This window comes from Mycobacterium sp. E2699 (genome assembly GCF_001666745.1).
In the GTDB taxonomy this organism is placed as follows: Bacteria; Actinomycetota; Actinomycetes; order Mycobacteriales; family Mycobacteriaceae; genus Mycobacterium.
This window is the reverse complement of sequence record NZ_LZJH01000080.1, coordinates 86,091-105,274: the sequence shown is the minus strand read 5'-3', so window position 1 is coordinate 105,274 and position 19,184 is coordinate 86,091. Positions and strand designations below refer to the sequence as shown.

The window sequence follows — 19,184 nt, the reverse complement described above, 5'->3', positions numbered from 1 at the left end:
CAAAACACCCCCAGCCAACAACTGAGGGTGTTCACTATGTCGCGAGACATCTGTCCTCGATGTCTCGCGACATCACATGGCGGTGGCGGAGGGATTTGAACCCCCGGACGGTGTTAGCCGTCTCTCGCTTTCAAGGCGAGTGCATTAGGCCGCTCTGCCACGCCACCGCTGATAAGGGTAACGGTGGCCGGTAGCGTGGCCGTCATGCGCGCGATCGTCGCCGAATCCCCCGATCAACTGTCCTGGCAAGAGGTGCCCGACGCCGCGGCCGGACCCGGCGAGGTGCTGATCAAGGTCGCCGCGGCCGGCGTCAACCGCGCCGACGTGTTACAGGCCGCCGGCAAGTACCCGCCGCCGCCGGGAGCCAGCGACATCATCGGCATGGAGGTGTCGGGGGTGGTCGCCGACACCGGCGGGGGCGTCGCGGATTGGTCTGCGGGACAAGAGGTTTGCGCGTTGCTGGCCGGCGGCGGCTACGCCGAGTACGTCGCCGTGCCCGCCGGCCAAGTGCTGCCCGTTCCCGACGGGGTGGAGCTCGTCGACGCCGCCGGGTTGCCGGAGGTGGCGTGCACCGTGTGGTCGAACCTGGTGATGGTCGCGCACCTGGGCAAGGGCCAGGTGTTGCTGGTGCACGGCGGGGGCAGCGGCATCGGCAGCCACGCGATCCAGGTCGCGCGGGCGCTGGGCGCGCGGGTGGCCGTCACCGCCGGGTCGGCGGAGAAGCTGGAGTTCTGCCGCGAGCTGGGCGCCGAGATCACCATCAATTACCGCGACGACGACTTCGTCGCGCGGCTGCACGACCAGGGCGGCGCCGACTTGATCCTCGACATCATGGGCGCGGCCTACCTGGACCGCAACATCGACGCCCTGGCGACCGACGGGCAGCTGGTCATCATCGGCATGCAAGGCGGCATCACGGGCGAACTCAACATCGGCAAGCTGCTGGCGAAGCGAGCGCGGGTCATCGGCACCACGCTGCGGGCCCGCCCAGTAACGGGCCCGAACAGCAAGACCGAGATCGTGCAGGCGGTGAGGGCGTCGGTGTGGCCGATGATCGCCGACGGCCGGGTGCGTCCGATCATCGGCGCGCGCATGCCCATCCAGCAGGCCGGTGACGCGCACCGGCGGCTGGTGGCCAGCGATGTGACCGGGAAGATCGTGCTGACCGTCTAGTCAGGGCATTGCGTGTAAGTCCGGGGCGTTGCGTGTGCGCCCACGGCGGCGACACGCCCACAGGGGCCTCCCGGTGTGCACACTTCGAAGCCCTGTGCGCACACACAGCTGCCCCGGCGCTACGCGTGCGGCCAACCGCTCAGCCCAACGACGCCAGCGCGCGCACCAGCTGGTCCACCTCGGCCGTCGTCGAGTAGTGCGCCAGCCCGACGGTGACGGCGCCGCCCACGTCGTTGACGCCCAGCACGTCGAGCGCGCGGGAGCTCCCGTTGGAGATGGCCAGAATCCCGTTGTCCGCCAAGCGCTGCACGACGCGTTCGGCCGGCACGTCCTGCAGGGCGAAGCTGACCACCGGTATCCGCGCCTCGGGGCGGCCGATGACCATGACCAGCGGCAAGGACCGCAGTGACACCATCAGGTAGTCGAACACCCGGTTCAGGTACGTGGCGGCGGACTGCGTCGAGACCGACAGGCGTTCGCGGCGGGTGCCGCGGGCCGATTCGTCGAGCGCCGCGAGGTACTCGATGCTGGCGACGACGCCTGCCAGCAGGCCGAACTGGTGCGCCCCCACCTCGAGGCGCGCCGGCCCGGCGGCGTTAGGATCGGTCGAGACGGTGCCGAACGTGCTGATCAGCCCAGGGTCGCGGAACACCAGCGCCCCGATCGGCGGGCCACCCCAGGCGAGGGCGTTCACCGCGACGACGTCGGCGTCGGTCTCCTTGACGTCGAGCAGGCGGTACGGCGCGGCCGCGGAGTGGTCGACGACGACGAGCCCGCCGACGTCGTGCACGAGCTTGGTCATCGCCCGCAGATCGGTGACCGTGCCCAGCGTCGCCGACGCCGACGAGGCGGCCACCAGCCGTGTCGACTTCCCGATCAGGCTTTCCCACTGCCACGTCGGCAGCTCACCCGTCTCGATGTCGATCTCGGCCCACTTCACCTTGGCGCCGTAGCGATGCGCCGCCCGCAGCCAGGGGGCGATGTTGGCCTCGTCGTCGAGGCGGCTGACGACCACCTCGTAGCCGAGGCCGGCCCGCGAGGAGGACGCCTCGGCCAGCGACGACAACAGGATGGCGCGATCGGCGCCCAGCACCACACCCGCGGGGTCGGCGTTGAACAGGTCGGCCACCGCCGCGCGCGCCGCGTCCAGCACGGCGGCGCTACGCCGGGCCGAGGGGTGCGCTCCGACGGTGGTGGCGCTCGACCGGCGGAACGCCGTGGACACCGTCGTCGCAACCGAATCCGGGATGAGCATGCCGGCCGGCGCGTCGAAGTGCACCCACCCGTCACCCAGTGAGGGATGCAGTCCGCGCACCCGGGCGACGTCGTAAGCCATGCCAGCCACCTTAGAGCTTCGCAATTCCGCGAAAATTGTGACGGTAGCGGGTGCCGCTGAGGCGTTGGCAAGCCGGGGCACCCGGCCAGCCATACTAGTCGAGTGGGCCTGTGGACCGGAACGCTGATCGCACTGTTCTTGCTGATCGCGCCGGGTGTGATAGTCGCGCGCATCACTCAGCTGACCTGGCCGGTCGCCGTCGCGGTTGGCCCGGCACTGACGTATGGCGTTGTGGCCCTGGCGATTATCCCCTTCGGCGCGCTCGGAATCCCGTGGAACGGTTGGACCGCGCTGGCCGCGCTGGCGGCGGTGTGCGTGGTGGCCACGGGTTTGCAGCTGGCACTCGCGCGCTACCGCGACGCCGAGGCCGAAACGCGCGGGATCGGCCGCGGGCCGGCGGCGCTGGTGGCCTTCGGCGTGCTGCTGGGTGCGGCGCTCATCATGTGGGCGGGCTATCGCGGGCTCACGCATTGGCAGTCCATCCCCAGCACCTGGGACGCGGCCTGGCACGCCAACGAGGTGCGCTTCATCCTCGAAACCGGCCAGGCGTCGTCGACCCACATGGGCGAACTGCGCAACGTCGAGACCCATCAGCCGCTGTACTACCCGTCGGTCTTTCACGCACTGACCGCGGTCTACTGTCAGCTCGCCGGGGCGGCACCCACCACCGGCTACACCCTCACTTCGCTGGCCGCCTCGGTGTGGCTGTTCCCGTCCAGCGCCGCCACGCTCACCTGGTTCCTGCTGCGCCCGATCAGCACCCAGTCCGATGTGTCGGCCTCCTCAGCCTCACCGGCATCGTCGGCCTCCCAATGGCGCGCCGCGGGCGTGGCGGCCACCGCGGCGGCGCTGTCGGCGTCGTTCACGTCGGTGCCCTACGTCGAGTTCGGCGTCGCGGCGATGCCCAACCTGGCGGCCTACGGGGTCGCGATCCCGACGTTTGTCCTGATCGCGTCGACGTTGCGGCACCGCGACCGCGTCCCAGCGGCCGTGCTGGCGCTGGTGGGCGTCCTGTCGATGCACCTGACCGGCGGGTTCATCGTCATTCTGTTCCTGTTGGCGTGGTGGCTGCTGGACGCCCTGTGGCATCCGGTCAGCGGCCGCCTACCCGACGCGCTGACCCTCGCCGCCGTCGCGGTGCCGACGTGCCTGATTCTGGCCCCGCAGTTCCTCGGCGTGCTCCGGCAGGCCGACATCATCGCCGGGCACGCGTTCCCCAGCTTCAAGAGCGTCAAGCAGGGCGTCATCGACGCACTGCTCCTGCACACCCGCCACCTCAACGACTTTCCGACCCAATACGGGTTGCTCGTGCTGATCTACCTCGGGATGGCGATCCTGCTGTACAAGCGGATCTGGTGGCCACCCGCGGTCTGGCTGGTGCTGACGGTGGCGACCATCTACTCCGGGGCGCCGTTTCGCAACCCCGTCGGCCGCGCCATCGAGGCGTTCAGCCAGTTCTTCTACAACGATCCCCGGCGCCTGTCGGGGGTGGTGACGATGCTCGTGACGCCGATGGCGGCCGTCGCGCTGTTCGCGATCGTCTCGGTCGCCGTACTGGTGGCCAGACGTATGACCGAACGCTTCAAACAGTTGCCCTCCCCGGTCTGGACCGCCACCACGGCGGTCCTTCTTCTGGTGGCCACCGTGCTCACCGCCCGCCACTACCTCTACCGGCACCTGGTCCTGTTCGGCGACAAGTACGACTCGGTGATCATCGACCAGCGCGACCTCATGGCGATGGCCTACCTGGCCGGCCTCCCCGGCGCCCGCGACACGGTGATCGGCGACTCGAACGTCGACGGCACCACATGGATGTACGCCGTGGCCGACCTGCACCCGCTGTGGACCCATTACGACTTCCCGCAGCAGACCGGGCCCGGCTACTACCGCTACATCTTCTGGACCTCGGCGCGCAAAGGCGAATCCGATCCGAAGGTGGTCGAGGCGATTAAAGCGCTCAATATCAGGTACATCATGACGAGCACACCGAACGTCCGCGGGTTTGCCACACCCGACGGGCTAGTGTCTCTGGATAAATCGCCGTCGTGGACGATGATTTACGACAACGGCGGGGCTCGAATCTACGAGTGGCGCGACGACGCCGCGGCGCCGCAACCCTGAGGTCCCCGAAGAGGATGGTGAGTGGATTGACTAACGGCAACGACGGCCAAGACGCCGACGGCATCGAGGTCATAGGCGGCGTCGATCCGCGGATCATGGCGATTCGCGACGCGGACGACGACTCCGACGACGAGCGCTCCCTGACGGACCTGGTCGAGCAACCGGCCAAGGTGATGCGGATCGGCACCATGATCAAGCAACTGCTCGAGGAGGTGCGAGCGGCACCGCTGGACGAGGCCAGCCGCAACCGGCTGCGCGAGATCCACGCGACGAGCATCCGCGAACTCGAGGAGGGCCTCGCGCCGGAACTCCGTGAGGAGCTCGACCGGCTCACCCTGCCGTTCAATGAGGACACCGCGCCGTCGGACGCCGAACTGCGGATCGCGCAGGCGCAGCTGGTCGGCTGGTTGGAAGGGCTGTTCCACGGTATTCAGACCGCGCTGTTCGCACAGCAGATGGCCGCCCGCGCGCAGCTGGAGCAGATGCGCCAGGGCGCGCTGCCGCCGGGCATCGGCAAGCCGGGCAGCGGGTCCGGGCACGGTCAATACCTCTGAGCGAGCGTAGGTAGCCGACGGTGCCGGGTCCCCACATCGAGACGCGCGACGCGTGGGTGGAATTTCCGATCTTCGACGCCAAGTCGCGGTCTTTGAAGAAGGCCTTCCTGGGCAAGGCGGGCGGAACCATCGGTCGCAACAACTCCAACGTCGTCGTCATCGAGGCGCTGCGCGACATCACGATGACGCTCGAGCTCGGCGACCGCGTCGGGCTCGTCGGCCACAATGGCGCCGGGAAATCGACCCTGCTGCGGCTGCTTTCGGGCATCTACGAGCCGACCCGCGGCTGGGCCAGGGTCACCGGCCGGGTCGCGCCCGTCTTCGACCTCGGCGTCGGCATGGACCCCGAGATCTCCGGCTACGAGAACATCATCATCCGCGGGCTGTTCCTGGGTCAGACCCGCAAGCAGATGATGTCCAAGGTGGACGAGATCGCCGAGTTCACCGAGCTCGGTGACTACCTGTCGATGCCGCTGCGCACCTACTCCACCGGGATGCGGGTCCGGCTGGCGATGGGGGTGGTCACCAGCATCGACCCCGAGATCCTGCTGCTCGACGAGGGCATCGGCGCGGTGGACGCCGACTTCCTGAAGAAGGCCCAGTCCCGGCTGCAGAGGCTGGTGGAGCGGTCCGGAATCCTGGTGTTCGCCAGCCATTCCAACGAATTCCTGGCGCGGCTGTGCAAGACCGCGATGTGGATCGACCACGGCGTCATCCGCATGTCCGGCGGCATCGAGGAGGTCGTGCGCGCCTACGAGGGCGAGGACGCGGCCCGGCACGTGCGCGAGGTGCTGGCCGAAACCGCCGGACAGCCATGAGTGAGACCATCTTCGCCGTCGTGGTCACCCACCGGCGTCCCGACGAGCTGGCCAAGTCGTTGGACGCGCTCAGCACGCAGACCCGGTTGCCCGACCACCTGATCGTGGTCGACAACGACGGTGACGACCGGGTGCGGGATCTGGTTGCCGGCCAACCCATTCCGACGACCTACCTGGGTTCGCGCCGAAACCTCGGCGGCGCTGGGGGTTTCGCGCTCGGCATGCTGCACGCGCTGGCGCAGGGGGCCGACTGGGTGTGGCTCGCCGACGACGACGGGCGGCCTCAGGACTCGCATGTGCTGGCGACGCTGCTGGCCTGTGCCGAGAAGTACGGCCTGGCCGAGGTGTCGCCGATGGTGTGCAATATGGACGACCCGCAGCTGCTGGCGTTTCCGCTGCGGCGCGGCCTGGTATGGCGCAGGCGCACAAGCGAATTACGCACCGAAGCCGGCCAGGATCTGCTGCGTGGCATCGCGTCGTTGTTCAACGGCGCGCTGTTCCGGGCGTCGACGCTGGAATCGATCGGTGTCCCGGACCTGCGGTTGTTCATTCGCGGCGACGAGGTGGAGATGCATCGGCGGCTGGTTCGATCCGGCCTGCCGTTCGGTACCTGCCTGGACGCTGTCTACCTGCATCCGTGCGGATCCGACGAGTTCAAGCCCATCCTGGGCGGCCGGATGCACACCCAATATCCCGACGACGCCACCAAGCGATTCTTCACCTACCGCAACCGCGGCTATGTGCTCGCGCAGCCGGGACTGCGCAAGCTGCTGTTCCAGGAGTGGGTGCGGTTCGGCTGGTTCTTCCTGGTGAGCCGCCGGGACCCCAAGGGCCTGGCCGAATGGATCCGGTTGCGCCGCTTGGGCCGTCGCGAGCGCTTCGGCAAGCCGGGAGGAGCCACGTGACGTTCTATGATGCGGCGGCGCAGTCGCGGACCTTCGCCCGCGCCCGCAGCGACCTCCTCGATGGTTTCCGCCGCCACGAGCTGTGGCTGCACCTGGGTTGGCAGGACATCAAGCAGCGCTACCGCCGCTCGGTGCTGGGACCGTTCTGGATCACCATCGCGACCGGCACCACCGCCGTCGCGATGGGCGGGTTGTATTCCAAGCTGTTTCACCTGGACCTGGCGGTGCACCTGCCCTACGTCACGCTCGGGCTGATCATCTGGAACATGATCAACGCCGCCATCCTGGAGGGCGCCGACGTGTTCGTCGCCAACGAGGGGCTGATCAAGCAGCTGCCGACACCGCTGAGCGTGCACGTGTACCGGCTGGTGTGGCGGCAGATGATCCTGTTCGCACACAACATCGTGATCTACGTCGTCGTCGCGATCATCTTTCCCAAGCCGTGGTCGTGGGCCGACCTGTCGGTCATCCCGGCGCTGGGGTTGATCGTGCTGAATTCCATCTGGGTGTCGCTGTGTTTCGGCATCCTGGCGACCCGTTATCGCGACATCGGCCCGCTGCTGTTCTCGGTGGTGCAGCTGCTGTTTTTCATGACGCCGATCATCTGGAACGACGACACGCTGCGGCAGCAGGGCGCGGGACGGTGGTCGAGCATCGTCGAGCTCAACCCGCTGCTGCACTACCTCGACATCGTTCGGGCCCCCTTGCTGGGCGCCCACCAGGAACTACGGCACTGGGTGGTGGTCTTGGTGCTCACGGCCGTCGGTTGGGCGCTCGCAGCGTTCGCGATGCGCCAGTATCGGGCCCGCGTGCCGTACTGGGTTTAGCCCCTCGCGGTGTCGGCGGGCGCGGCGTTGTTGCTCAGCCGCGGTCGCGCCCGCGGGCGGTTGCCGCGTCCAGATCCTGTTAGGCGTCTTCGCCAGGCGCGGCTCAGCTGATCGGGGGAAGAACTCCCATTTGAGTCAGCACGCCGGCCATATCAAAGTAGACCTTCTCACACAGGAGTCGATCGCCCTCGAATTCGAAGATCCCGACTATCGGAATCTCGACGCGGCGTCCCGTTGGGGGAATACCCGCCCATTCACCGTCATGGGTTCCCGTGATCCGCCCTTCGCCGAATATGGCGTCGTCGGCATGGCGCATCTTGCCGAGTTCGGCGTGCAGGTCGGGAAGCGCAACCATGAGGCCTTGCAGCAGCTCTCGAACGGCCTCCTCGCCATCGCTCGGGACGCCGTTTACCTCGTAACGTGGATGGGCGAAGGTCGCGATTGTCGCCTCGATATCGTGCCGGTTTTCCGCCTCGGCGTGCTTATTGACGATTGCCTCGCGGCGTTGGCGAAGGCTGGTGATGTCCTCGATCGCCGTCATAACGGGGCCTCCTCGATGTCTCGATGAATCCCCCGATGGGGCGTCACTCTAGAACACCGGCGAGATTCGTGGGGCCTTCCAGCTCTCCAAGGATCCTGCAAGGATCCTGCAAGCCACGGACCCGACGCTGCACTCATGAATGACGCGGGTCTCGACGGCGACGTGTGCGTCGCCACCATGCACCGCGCCGACACACCAATCGGCCGGGCGGCGCGGTTCCACACGCGCAAGCTGTTCGGCGAGCTCCCGTGCTGCCATCGCTCGTGGGCCAATGGGGGCAAGCGCTTCTTCCTGCACGGCTACGAACGCAGCTTTGAAGTCGAGTTCGCCTGCGCTCAAACCGAACGCGGCACTGGTCTGGTGGTCGACGTCGGCACCGTCGCCGAAGTTCGGTCGGCACTGCGCTACCAGTTCGACCACACCACGCTGATCGCGGAGGACGATCCGCAGCGCGACCTGTTCGAACTGCTGGCCGAGCGGGGCGTGGTCGACCTGCGGATCATGGCGAACACCGGCATGGAAGGCTCGGCGGCCTGGGTGTTCGAGACGGCCGAGCGCATCGTCGGGCTGGCCACCGGCGGCCGGGTGTGGGTGTCCCGAATCGAGGCGCGGGAAAGCCGCAACAACGTGGTCACGCTCACCGCGGGACCGGTGACGGCCGAGGGCTGGGGTTAACGCGCTGGCAAACGGGGTGGATTCCCCGCGCTACTGGGTATGTGTACAACAGCCAATTCGCTGGCGCGTAGGGTGGCGGCAGCCTGGTCGTGGTGCAACACTGTAGCGCTACAGGTCAGCAAGTGACGGCAGACAGGAATCGGGTCGACTGACGTGAGCAAAAAAGCCAAGTCGGCGGTGGATGTGGCGCGGGAAAACCTGGCCGCGGAGCTGGACCGGCTAAAGCAGCGGCGCGATCGCCTCGAGGTCGAGGTCAAAAACGACCGCGGCATGATCGGTGATCACGGGGACGCGGCCGAGGCGATCCAACGCGCGGACGAACTCGTCGTGCTCGGCGACCGGATCAACGAGCTGGATCGGCGATTGCGGAGCGGGCCGTTGCCGGCGGACGACTCCGAAGCGCTGCCCGGCGGCACCGAGGTGACGGTGCGGTTCCCCGACGGGGAGGTCGTCACCATGCACGTGATTTCCATCGTCGAAGAGACTCCCATCGGCCGCGAGGCCGAGACGTTGACCTCCCGCAGCCCGCTGGCGCAGGCGCTGGCCGGGCACAAGGCGGGCGACACCGTGACCTACACGACGCCGCAAGGGGAGAACCAGGTCGAGCTGATATCGGTGAAGCTGCCCCGCTGACCCGCCCGGCCATCGGCGCCGGCCCCGATAGACTCGCCGCAATGATCCCCCCAGAGCCTGGCGCGGTGCCAACGCGCCCACACTTGGGTCTGACGACGCAGGTAATGCGTTTCGTCGTCACCGGCGGCCTGGCCGGGATCGTCGACTTCAGCCTCTACTTGGTGCTGTGGAAGGTCGTGGGCTTACAGGTCGACCTGTCCAAGGCCACCAGCTTCATCGTCGGCACCATCACCGCCTACCTGATCAACCGCCGGTGGACCTTCCAGGCGACGCCGAGCACCGCCCGGTTCGTCGCGGTCATGGTCCTGTACGGCATCACCTTCGCGGTGCAGGTCGGGCTCAATCATCTGTGCCTGGCACTTTTGCACTACCGGGGGTGGGCGCCCGTTGTCGCGTTCGTGATCGCGCAGGGCACCGCGACGGTGATCAACTTCGTCGTGCAGCGAGCCGTTATCTTCCGCATCCGCTGAGCCGTAGGGCCCAGGCGGTACCCTCTTTGACGATGTTCACCACCAAGCGGCTCGCGGGCTGGGGGCGTACCGCGCCGTCCTTGGCGACGGTGCTTTCGACGCCGGACCCCGAGGAGATCGCCAAAGCCGTGGCCAACACGGCCGACTCGGGGCGCCGCGGCGTGATCGCCCGCGGGCTGGGCCGGTCCTACGGCGACAACGCGCAAAACGGCGGCGGCCTGGTGATCGACATGACCGAGCTGAACACCATCCACTCCATCAGCGCCGACACCGGGCTGGCCGACCTCGACGCCGGAGTGAACCTCGACCAGCTGATGAAGGCGGCGCTGCCGTTCGGCCTGTGGGTGCCGGTGCTGCCGGGCACCCGCCAGGTGACCATCGGCGGCGCGATCGCCTGCGACATCCACGGCAAGAACCATCACAGCGCGGGCAGCTTCGGCAACCACGTGCGCACCATGGACCTGCTGACCGCCGACGGCCAGGTCCGCCACCTCACTCCCACCGGGGACGACGCCGAACTGTTCTGGGCCACGGTCGGCGGGAACGGGCTGACCGGGATCATCCTGCGGGCCACCGTAGAGATGACGCCGACGGAGACGGCCTATTTCATCGCCGACGGCGACGTCACGGCCGGCCTGGACGAAACCATCGCTTTTCACAGCGACGGCAGCGAGGCGAACTACACCTATTCCAGCGCGTGGTTCGACGCGATCAGCGCGCCACCGAAGCTCGGCCGCGCGGCGATCTCGCGCGGCTCGCTCGCCAAGCTCGATCAGTTGCCGAAGAAGCTGCAGAGGGATCCGCTGAAATTCGATGCGCCCCAACTGCTTACGGTTCCCGACATCTTCCCCAACGGCCTTGCCAACAAGTACACCTTCGGGCCGATCGGCGAACTGTGGTACCGCAAGTCCGGCACCTACCGCGGCAAGGTCCAGAACCTGACGCAGTTCTACCACCCGCTCGACATGCTGGGCGAATGGAATCGAGCCTACGGCCCGGCCGGTTTCGGCCAGTACCAGTTCGTCGTGCCCACCACCGCCGTCGAGGAATTCAAAGGCATCATCCGCGACATCCAAAAGTCCGGGCACTACTCGTTTCTCAACGTTTTCAAGCTGTTCGGCCCGGGTAACCAGGCTCCGCTGAGCTTCCCCATCCCGGGCTGGAACGTGTGCGTCGACTTCCCTATCAAGCCGGGGCTCAACGAGTTCCTGAACGAACTCGACCGCCGCGTGCTGGAATTCGGTGGCCGCGTCTACACCGCCAAGGATTCGCGAGTGAATGCCGAAACCTTCCACGCCATGTACCCGCGCATCGACGAATGGATCGCCTTGCGCCGCAAGGTCGATCCCCTGCGGGTGTTCGCCTCCGACATGGCCCGACGTTTGGAGCTGCTCTAGATGGTGCTTGACGCCGTGGGAAATCCGCAGACCATCCTGCTGCTCGGGGGCACCTCCGAGATCGGGCTGGCCATCTGCGAGCGCTACCTGCAGAACGCGCACGCCCGAATCATCCTGGCCGCCATGCCGAATGACCCGGAACGCGACGACGCGGTGGCCCAGATGAAGGTCGCGGGCGCGCGCTCGGTGGAGCTGATCGACTTCGAGGCCACCGACCCCGACAGCCACCCCAAGATGATGGACGAGGCCTTCGCCAACGGAGACGTCGACGTGGCCATCGTCGCGTTCGGCATACTGGGGGACGCCGAGGAACTGTGGCAGAACCAGCACAAGGCGGTACTGGCCGCCGAAATCAATTACACGGCGGCGGTTTCCGTAGGCGTGCTGCTGGGTGAGAAGATGCGCGCCCAAGGCTTCGGCCAGATCATCGCGATGAGCTCGGCGGCCGGCGAACGGGTGCGGCGGTCCAACTTCGTCTACGGCTCCACCAAGGCCGGCCTGGACGGTTTCTACCTGGGCTTGGGAGAGGCCCTGCGCGAGTGCGGGGTTCACGTCCTGGTCATCCGGCCGGGCCAGGTGCGTACCCGGATGAGCGCCCACGTCAAGGAAGCCCCGCTCACCGTCGATAAGGAGTACGTCGCCAACCTCGCGGTGACCGCGGCGGCCAAAGGTAAGGAATTGGTTTGGGCACCAGCAGCATTCCGTTACGTGATGATGGTGTTACGACACATCCCGCGGAGCATCTTCCGCAAGCTGCCCATCTGAACGTGCGCAACGCGCTCGTCACGCTGGGCCAGATGGCCGCGGCGGTGGCGGTGGCGGTGATCGTGGCGGTGCCATCGCTGATCGCGATCGCCGGCGTGCAATGGCCCGCCTTCCCGTCGTCGAACCAGTTGCACGCGTTGACCACCGTCGGTCAGGTCGGCTGCCTGGCCGGGCTCGTGGCCGTCGGCCGGCTCGGCCGCCTGGGCCGTCATCGGATCCTGGCCCGGCTGGGCGGGCTGGTGTTCGCCTCGGCCTTCACCGTGGTGACGCTGGGCATGCCGCTGGGCGCCACCAAGCTGTACCTGTTCGGCATCTCCGTCGACCAGCAGTTCCGCACCGAATACCTGACCCGGCTCGCGGACAGCCCGGCCCTGCACGACATGACCTACCTCGGGCTGCCGACGTTCTACCCGCCGGGCTGGTTCTGGATCGGCGGTCGCGTCGCCGCGCTGACGGGCATGCCGGCGTGGGAGATGTACAAGCCGTGGGCGATCACCTCGATCACCATCGCGGTCGCCGTCGCGCTGGTGCTGTGGTGGCGAATGATTCGCTTCGACTACGCGCTGATCGTCACCACCGCGACCGCCGCGGTGACGCTGGCCTACAGCTCGCCGGAGCCGTACGCCGCGATGATCACCGTGTTGTTGCCGCCGGTCCTGGTGCTGGCGTGGTCGGGCCTGCGCGCCGGCGAACGCGGCGGTTGGGCCGCGGTGATCGGCGCCGGGCTGTTCCTCGGCTGGGCGGCCACGTGGTACTCGCTGCTGCTGGCCTTCAGCGCGTTCACGGTGTCGCTGATGGCGCTGCTGCTGGCGGCGACCCGCTGGCGACAACACGGCTTGGGAGCGGCGCTCGACCCGCTGCGCCGGCTGGCCGTCATCGCCGTCGTCGCGGCGGCCATCGCGAGCACGACGTGGCTGCCGTTCCTGCTGCGCGCCGCGCACAGCCCGGTGAGCAACAGCGGCAGCGCCTTCCACTACCTCCCCGCCGACGGGGCCGAGCTGACCTTCCCGATGCTGCAGTTCTCGCTGCTGGGGGCGGTCTGCATGCTGGGCACGCTGTGGCTGGTCGTGCGCGCGACCACCTCGGTGCGGGCGGGTGCCCTCGCGGTCGGCGTGGTCGCCGTGTACCTGTGGTCGCTGTTGTCGATGCTGACCACGCTGGCGCGCACCACGCTGCTGTCGTTTCGGCTGCAACCGACGCTGTCGGTGCTGCTGGTCGCCGCGGGGGCCTTCGGGTTCGTGGAGCTCACCCAGGCATTGGCCGCACGCCACCGCGCGGTGGTCCCGGTGGCCGGGGCGATCGGCCTGGCCGCGGCGATCGCGTTCAGCCAGGACATCCCCGACGTGCTGCGGCCCGACCTGACCATCGCCTACACCGACACCGACGGCCACGGCCAGCGCGGCGACCGGCGGCCGCCGAGCTCGGAGAAGTTCTACCCGGTCATCGACGCCGCCATCCTCAAGGCGACCGGCAAGCCCCGCGACCAGATCGTCGTGATGACCGCCGACTACAGCTTCCTGTCCTACTACCCCTACTGGGGGTTCCAGGGGCTGACGTCGCACTACGCCAACCCGCTGGCCCAGTTCGACCTGCGCGCGGCCCAGATCGAGAAGTGGTCCAAGCTCAAGACCGCCGACGAGTTCATCCACGCGCTGGACACGTCGCCGTGGCCCCCGCCGACGGTTTTCCTCATGCGCCGCGGCGCGAACAGCAACTACACGTTGCGGCTGGCGCAGGACGTGTACCCCAACCAGCCCAACGTTCGCCGGTACACCGTCGATCTGCCGGCGGCCCTGTTCGCCGACCCGCGCTTCGCCGTCCAGACCGTCGGCCCGTTCGTGCTGGCCGTCCGCAAGCCGGCGGTGTAGCGGTTGATGGCCACCGAAACCCAGGCTGACTTGGCCGAACAACTACCATCTACCCCCGTGGACGACGCGGGAGGTAACCACCGGATCGCTCGGGTGGTTGCTATCGTCGCCGGACTGCTGGGCGCCCTGCTGGCGATCGCCACACCGCTGTTGCCGGTCAACCAGACCACCGCTCAACTGAACTGGCCCCAGAACGGCACGTTCAACAGCGTCGACGCCCCGCTGATCGGCTACGTCGCCACCGATCTGAACGTCACCGTGCCGTGCCAGGCCGCCGCGGGGCTGGCGGGACCGCAGAACGCCGGCAAGACGGTGCTGCTGTCCACGGTGCCCAAGCAGGCCCCCAAGGCCGTCGACCGCGGCCTGCTGATCCAGCGCGCCAACGACTACCTGGTGCTGGTGGTGCGCAACGTCGCGGTGGTCACCGCCCCGCTGAGCGAGGTGCTCAGCCCGGCGTGCCAGCGGTTGACCTTCACCGCGCACGCCGACCGGGTCACGGCCGAATTCGTCGGCCTGACGCAGGGGCCCAACGCCGAGCATCCCGGCGCGCCACTGCGCGGCGAGAAGAGCGGCTACGACTTCCGGCCGCAGATCGTCGGCGTCTTCACCGACCTGAGCGGGCCCGCTCCGCCTGGCCTGAGCTTTTCGGCGACCGTCGACACCCGCTACAGCAGCAGCCCCACCACGCTGAAGATGGCGGCGATGATCCTCGGGGTGGTCCTGACCGCCCTCGCCCTGGTGGCCCTGCACGTCCTCGACACCGCCGACGGGACCCGGCACCGCCGCTTCCTGCCCGCGCGGTGGTGGTCCATCGGCGGTCTCGACGCCCTCGTCATCGCCGTGCTGGGGTGGTGGCACTTCGTCGGCGCCAACACCTCCGACGACGGCTACATCCTGACCATGGCCCGGGTGTCCGAGCACGCCGGCTACATGGCCAACTACTACCGGTGGTTCGGCACCCCCGAGGCCCCGTTCGGCTGGTACTACGACCTGCTGGCGTTGTGGGCCCACGTCAGCACCACCAGCATCTGGATGCGGTTGCCCACTTTGGCGATGGCGCTGACGTGCTGGTGGGTGATCAGCCGCGAGGTGATGCCCCGCCTGGGCCACGCCGTCAAGCGGAACCGGGCGGCGGCGTGGACCGCGGCGGGCATGTTCTTGGCGGTCTGGCTGCCGCTCGACAACGGCCTGCGCCCCGAGCCGATCATCGCGCTCGGCATCCTGCTGACCTGGTGTTCGGTCGAGCGTGCGGTGGCCACCAGCCGGCTGCTGCCGGTGGCGATCGCCTGCATCATCGGCGCGCTGACGCTGTTCTCCGGGCCGACGGGCATCGCCTCGATCGGCGCGCTGCTGGTCGCGGTCGGGCCGCTGCGTACGATCCTGCACCGCAGGTCCAAACTGTTCGGCGCCCTGCCGCTGGTGGCGCCCCTGCTGGCCGCAGTCACCGTCACCGCGATCCTGATCTTCCGCGACCAGACGCTGGCCGGCGAGATCCAGGCCACCGCTCTCAAGCGCGCCGTCGGGCCCAGCCTGAGCTGGTTCGACGAGCACCTCCGCTACGAGCGGCTGTTCATGGCCAGCCCCGACGGGTCCGTCGCCCGCCGCTTCGCCGTGCTCGCGTTGGTGCTGGCGCTCGGGATAACCGTGGCGATGTCGTTGCGCAAGGGCAAGATTCCGGGCACCGCCGCCGGGCCGAGCCGACGCATCGTCGGCATCACCATCATCTCGTTCGTCGCGATGATGTTCACGCCGACCAAGTGGACCCACCACTTCGGGGTGTTCGCCGGCCTCGCGGGGCCGCTGGGCGCGCTCGCGGCCGTCGCGGTGACGGCCGTGGCGATGCGGTCCCGGCGCAACCGCACCGTGTTCGCCGCCGTGGTGCTGTTCTTGGTGGCGTTGTCGTTCGCCAGCGTCAACGGCTGGTGGTATGTCTCCAATTTCGGTGTGCCCTGGTCGAATTCGTTCCCGGCGTGGCATTACGCCTTCGCCACGATGCTGCTCGGGCTGACCCTGCTGGTGCTGCTGCTGGCCGCCTGGTTCCACTTCGTCGACCCCGACAACGGCGCACCCAAAACCCGCCTCGGTGCGCGGGTTGCCGGAATTATCCAGTCCCCGTTGGCAATTGCGACGTGGATACTGGTCATCTTCGAGGTGGCGTCGCTGACCCTGGCGATGATCGACCAGTATCCCGCATGGACGGTGGGGCGCTCCAACCTCGAGGCGCTGACCGGCAAGTCCTGCGGACTGGCCGAGGACGTGCTGGTGGAACAGGACCCCAATGCCGGGATGCTGACACCTGTGAGCGCGCCCGTGGCCGACGCCCTGGGCGCGGGCCTCTCGGAAGCGTTCACGCCCAACGGCATTCCCGCCGACGTCCGCGCCGACCCGGTGATGGAGCGTCCCGGCGACCGCAGTTTCGTCGGCGAGGACAAGCTGACCACCGGCGCGGAGGCCGGCACCGAAGGGGGCACCACCCCCGCACCGGGGATCAACGGCTCGGCGGCCCAGCTGCCCTACAACCTCGACCCGGCGCGCACACCGGTGCTCGGCAGCTGGCGCTCCGGCATCCAGTTACCGGCCCACCTGCGGTCCGGCTGGTATCGCCTGCCCGCCCGCGACAAGGCCGGGCCGCTGCTGGTGGTCAGCGCGGCCGGCCGCTTCGACCCGCGCGAGGTCCAGGTGCAGTGGGCCACCGACGACCAAGCGGCCGCCGGGCACCCCGGGGGGTCGTTACAGATGGCCGACGTCGGGGCGTCCCCCGCGTGGCGCAACCTGCGGCTGCCGTTGTCGGCCATCCCGACCGCCGCCACCCAGATCCGGCTGGTCGCCGACGACGAAGACCTCGCGCCGCAGCACTGGATCGCGTTGACGCCCCCGCGGATTCCGCAGCTACGCACGCTGCAGGACGTGGTGGGCTCGGCCGACCCGGTGTTCCTGGACTGGCTGGTCGGACTGGCGTTCCCCTGCCAGCGGCCGTTCGGCCACCAAAACGGCGTGGACGAGACGCCGAAATGGCGGATCCTGCCGGACCGGTTCGGCGCCGAGGCCAACTCGCCGGTGATGGACAACAACGGCGGCGGCCCGTTGGGCGTCACCGAGTTGCTGGTGAAGGCGACGACGATGGCGACCTACCTGAAGGACGACTGGTCGCGCGACTGGGGCTCGCTGCAACGGTTGACGCCCTACTACCCCGACGCGCAGCCCGCGAAGCTGCAGTTGGGCATCGCGACGCGCAGTGGCCTGTGGAGTCCGGCGCCTCTGCGAAAGACTTAGCCACACGACCCAGCCGTCGACCGGATGAAGGGAGCACCGGCATGACGCTGATGACCATGGCCCGCGCCGAGCGGGCCGACCTCGCCGACTTCCTGGCCACCTGCACGCCGCAGGACTGGGCGGCGCCCACCCTGTGTACGAAGTGGACCGTCAAAGACGTTGTCGCGCATGTCATCAGCTACGAGGAACTGGGCGCCGCGGGCCTGCTGAAGCGGTTCGCGAAGGGCTGGGTGGTGCGGGCCAACCAGGTGGGCGTCGACGAGTTCGCCGCGCTGAGCCCACAACAGCTGCTCGACTTCCTGCGCACCCACCTCACGCCACAAGGCCTGACCGCGGGATTCGGCGGCATGATCGCGCTCGTCGACGGCACCATCCACCACCAGGACATCCGCCGCGCGCTGGGCCGGCCCCGCACCGTTCCCGAGGATCGGCTGCGGCGGGTGCTCGGCCTTGTGCCCGGCAACCCCAGGCTCGGCGCCGGACGCCGGATCAGGGGACTACGCCTGCGCGCCACCGACATCGACTGGGCGCACGGCCGCGGACCCGAGGTCAGCGGCCCCGGCGAGGCCCTGCTCATGGCGATGGCCGGCCGCCCCGCGGCGCTGGCGGACCTCGACGGCCCCGGCCGCGACACGTTGGCCAGACGGCTGACGAAATAGCCTCAGCCCGAGCGGATTTCGAAGGTGAACTCGTGGCCGCCGATGCGGATGCGGTCGCCGTCGACCAGGGTGGCGGTGCCGCGGATGCGCTGACCCCCCACTTCGACCCCGTTGGTGGAGCGCAGGTCGGTCATCATGAAACCGGTTCCGGTGTCGGTGATGACGGCATGGTGGCGGCTGACGTCGGTGTCGTCCAGCACGATGTCGTTGTCGGTGAAGCGCCCGATCCGGGTGATCGCGCCCGTGAGCGGATGAAGCCGACCGGTCTGGTCGCGCAGCCGGGCGAGCGCGGACTCCGCCAGCTGTACCGACGCGGTCGTCGACTCCTGCCGGTAGGCCCCGCGCTTGTGAGTGGTCAGGTCGGCCCGCTTCAGGCCCAGCGGTTCCTGACGCAGGATCCGTTCGTGCAGGGCGCTGACGGTGCGGCCGGGATCGATGCCGAGCCCCTCGGCCAGGGCCGTCTTGAGCCGCCGGTAGGCGCCGAGCGCATCGGACTGCCGCTCGGTGACGTAATAGGCGGTGATCAGTTGCGCCCACAGCGGTTCGCGGTAGGGGTGTTCGGCGGTGAGCGACTCGAGTTCGGCAATGACCTCTCCCGCCCGCCCGCACGCGATCTCGGCCTCGGCGCGCGCGGTGTGGGTGGCCACCTTTTCTTCCATCAACGCGGTGGCGAAGGCGTCGACGAAGGCGAAGTCGCGCAGGTCGTCGAGCACCGGGCCGCGCCATTCGCCCAGCGCCAACGAGTAGTGCCGGCTGGCCTCGTCGAAGCGACCCGCCGCGGCGGCCTGGTTTCCGGCGACCTTCGCGGCGCTGAAGCGCCCCAGGTCGCAGTCGGCGTCGGCGACGCTGAGCTGGTAGCCGGGCGGTGCGCTGGCCAGCACCTGGTACGGGTCGACGCCGGCGCTGCGCAGCAGGCGGCGCAGGTTCGACACGTGGGCCTGGATGCTGGTGCGCGCGGCGGGCACCGGGTCCTCGTCCCACACCGCGTTGATCAACGAGTCGACGGACACCGGCCGGTTGCGGTTGATCAGGAGCATCGCCAGCACCGCCCGCTGCTTCGGCGCGCCCACCGGCACCCGCACCCCGTGGCTGGTCATCAGCAACGGTCCCAAGACACCGAACCCGAGACCTGCATTCGTCATCGCGCCGCCAGCCTCCTGGGTTATCGG

17 protein-coding genes and 1 tRNA gene are annotated in these 19,184 nt (G+C 68.6%); 14 read left to right on the top strand and 4 right to left on the bottom strand.

The annotated features are described in order from the left end of the window. Window positions 1–77: 77 nt before the first annotated feature. A tRNA-Ser gene (locus tag A5696_RS14050) sits at window positions 78–167 on the bottom strand. Between the two features lie 37 nt (window positions 168–204). Here A5696_RS14050 and A5696_RS14045 point away from each other — a divergent pair. Continuing rightward, window positions 205–1,173 carry an NAD(P)H-quinone oxidoreductase gene (locus tag A5696_RS14045; protein ID WP_067879637.1) on the top strand — a complete coding sequence of 323 codons (969 nt, stop codon included), beginning with the start codon at window positions 205–207 and terminating at the stop codon, window positions 1,171–1,173. 139 nt (window positions 1,174–1,312) lie between these two features. Here the strand turns inward: A5696_RS14045 and A5696_RS14040 are convergent, their stop codons facing one another. Continuing rightward, window positions 1,313–2,509: a cysteine desulfurase-like protein gene (locus A5696_RS14040; protein WP_067879604.1), complete on the bottom strand. Its 1,197-nt coding sequence runs from the start codon at window positions 2,507–2,509 to the stop codon at window positions 1,313–1,315. 102 nt (window positions 2,510–2,611) lie between these two features. Between A5696_RS14040 and A5696_RS14035 the strand changes: the two genes are divergently transcribed. From A5696_RS14035 to A5696_RS14015, 5 genes are read left to right on the top strand one after another with little or no spacing between them, the layout of a single operon-like run. Continuing rightward, on the top strand, window positions 2,612–4,630 hold the full coding sequence (locus tag A5696_RS14035; RefSeq protein WP_067879600.1) for a DUF6541 family protein: 2,019 nt from the start codon (window positions 2,612–2,614) through the stop codon (window positions 4,628–4,630). A gap of 14 nt (window positions 4,631–4,644) precedes the next feature. Then, on the top strand, window positions 4,645–5,184 hold the full coding sequence (locus A5696_RS14030; protein ID WP_156738383.1) for a bacterial proteasome activator family protein: 540 nt from the start codon (window positions 4,645–4,647) through the stop codon (window positions 5,182–5,184). Between the two features lie 20 nt (window positions 5,185–5,204). Continuing rightward, on the top strand, window positions 5,205–6,002 hold the full coding sequence (locus tag A5696_RS14025) for an ABC transporter ATP-binding protein (RefSeq protein WP_067879597.1): 798 nt from the start codon (window positions 5,205–5,207) through the stop codon (window positions 6,000–6,002). Then, window positions 5,999–6,907 carry a glycosyltransferase gene (locus tag A5696_RS14020; RefSeq protein WP_067879594.1) on the top strand — a complete coding sequence of 303 codons (909 nt, stop codon included), beginning with the start codon at window positions 5,999–6,001 and terminating at the stop codon, window positions 6,905–6,907. Before A5696_RS14025 ends, A5696_RS14020 begins: the two co-directional genes overlap by 4 nt. Then, window positions 6,904–7,734, top strand: coding sequence for an ABC transporter permease (locus A5696_RS14015; RefSeq protein WP_067879591.1), 831 nt, complete (start codon window positions 6,904–6,906; stop codon window positions 7,732–7,734). Before A5696_RS14020 ends, A5696_RS14015 begins: the two co-directional genes overlap by 4 nt. Before the next feature lie 103 nt (window positions 7,735–7,837). Here A5696_RS14015 and A5696_RS14010 read toward each other — a convergent pair whose 3' ends face one another. After that, window positions 7,838–8,275, bottom strand: coding sequence for an ester cyclase (locus tag A5696_RS14010; protein ID WP_067879589.1), 438 nt, complete (start codon window positions 8,273–8,275; stop codon window positions 7,838–7,840). Between the two features lie 135 nt (window positions 8,276–8,410). Between A5696_RS14010 and A5696_RS14005 the strand changes: the two genes are divergently transcribed. The 8 genes from A5696_RS14005 (at window position 8,411) to A5696_RS13970 (ending at window position 18,015) form a co-directional block, all read left to right on the top strand. Further along, the gene (locus A5696_RS14005) at window positions 8,411–8,950 is read left to right on the top strand and encodes a 6-carboxytetrahydropterin synthase (RefSeq protein ID WP_082956707.1); all 540 of its coding nucleotides are present in this window, start codon (window positions 8,411–8,413) and stop codon (window positions 8,948–8,950) included. 153 nt (window positions 8,951–9,103) lie between these two features. Continuing rightward, entirely contained in the window at window positions 9,104–9,583 is a 480-nt protein-coding gene (locus A5696_RS14000; protein ID WP_067879586.1) for a GreA/GreB family elongation factor, read from the top strand. Between the two features lie 104 nt (window positions 9,584–9,687). Further along, a complete protein-coding gene (locus A5696_RS13995) occupies window positions 9,688–10,053 on the top strand; it encodes a GtrA family protein (RefSeq protein WP_156738382.1) in 366 nt (121 codons plus the stop codon). 32 nt (window positions 10,054–10,085) lie between these two features. Further along, entirely contained in the window at window positions 10,086–11,450 is a 1,365-nt protein-coding gene (locus A5696_RS13990) for an FAD-binding oxidoreductase (protein ID WP_067879580.1), read from the top strand. Further along, window positions 11,451–12,215 carry a decaprenylphospho-beta-D-erythro-pentofuranosid-2-ulose 2-reductase gene (locus tag A5696_RS13985; protein WP_067879577.1) on the top strand — a complete coding sequence of 255 codons (765 nt, stop codon included), beginning with the start codon at window positions 11,451–11,453 and terminating at the stop codon, window positions 12,213–12,215. A gap of 32 nt (window positions 12,216–12,247) precedes the next feature. Then, entirely contained in the window at window positions 12,248–14,083 is a 1,836-nt protein-coding gene (locus tag A5696_RS13980; protein ID WP_156738386.1) for a galactan 5-O-arabinofuranosyltransferase, read from the top strand. 6 nt (window positions 14,084–14,089) lie between these two features. Beyond that, on the top strand, window positions 14,090–17,356 hold the full coding sequence (locus tag A5696_RS13975; protein WP_067879571.1) for an arabinosyltransferase domain-containing protein: 3,267 nt from the start codon (window positions 14,090–14,092) through the stop codon (window positions 17,354–17,356). Between the two features lie 41 nt (window positions 17,357–17,397). After that, a complete protein-coding gene (locus tag A5696_RS13970) occupies window positions 17,398–18,015 on the top strand; it encodes a maleylpyruvate isomerase family mycothiol-dependent enzyme (protein ID WP_067879568.1) in 618 nt (205 codons plus the stop codon). A 2-nt stretch (window positions 18,016–18,017) separates the two neighbouring features. Here A5696_RS13970 and A5696_RS13965 read toward each other — a convergent pair whose 3' ends face one another. Beyond that, the gene (locus tag A5696_RS13965) at window positions 18,018–19,157 is read right to left on the bottom strand and encodes a BTAD domain-containing putative transcriptional regulator (protein WP_067879565.1); all 1,140 of its coding nucleotides are present in this window, start codon (window positions 19,155–19,157) and stop codon (window positions 18,018–18,020) included. Window positions 19,158–19,184 lie beyond the last annotated feature (27 nt).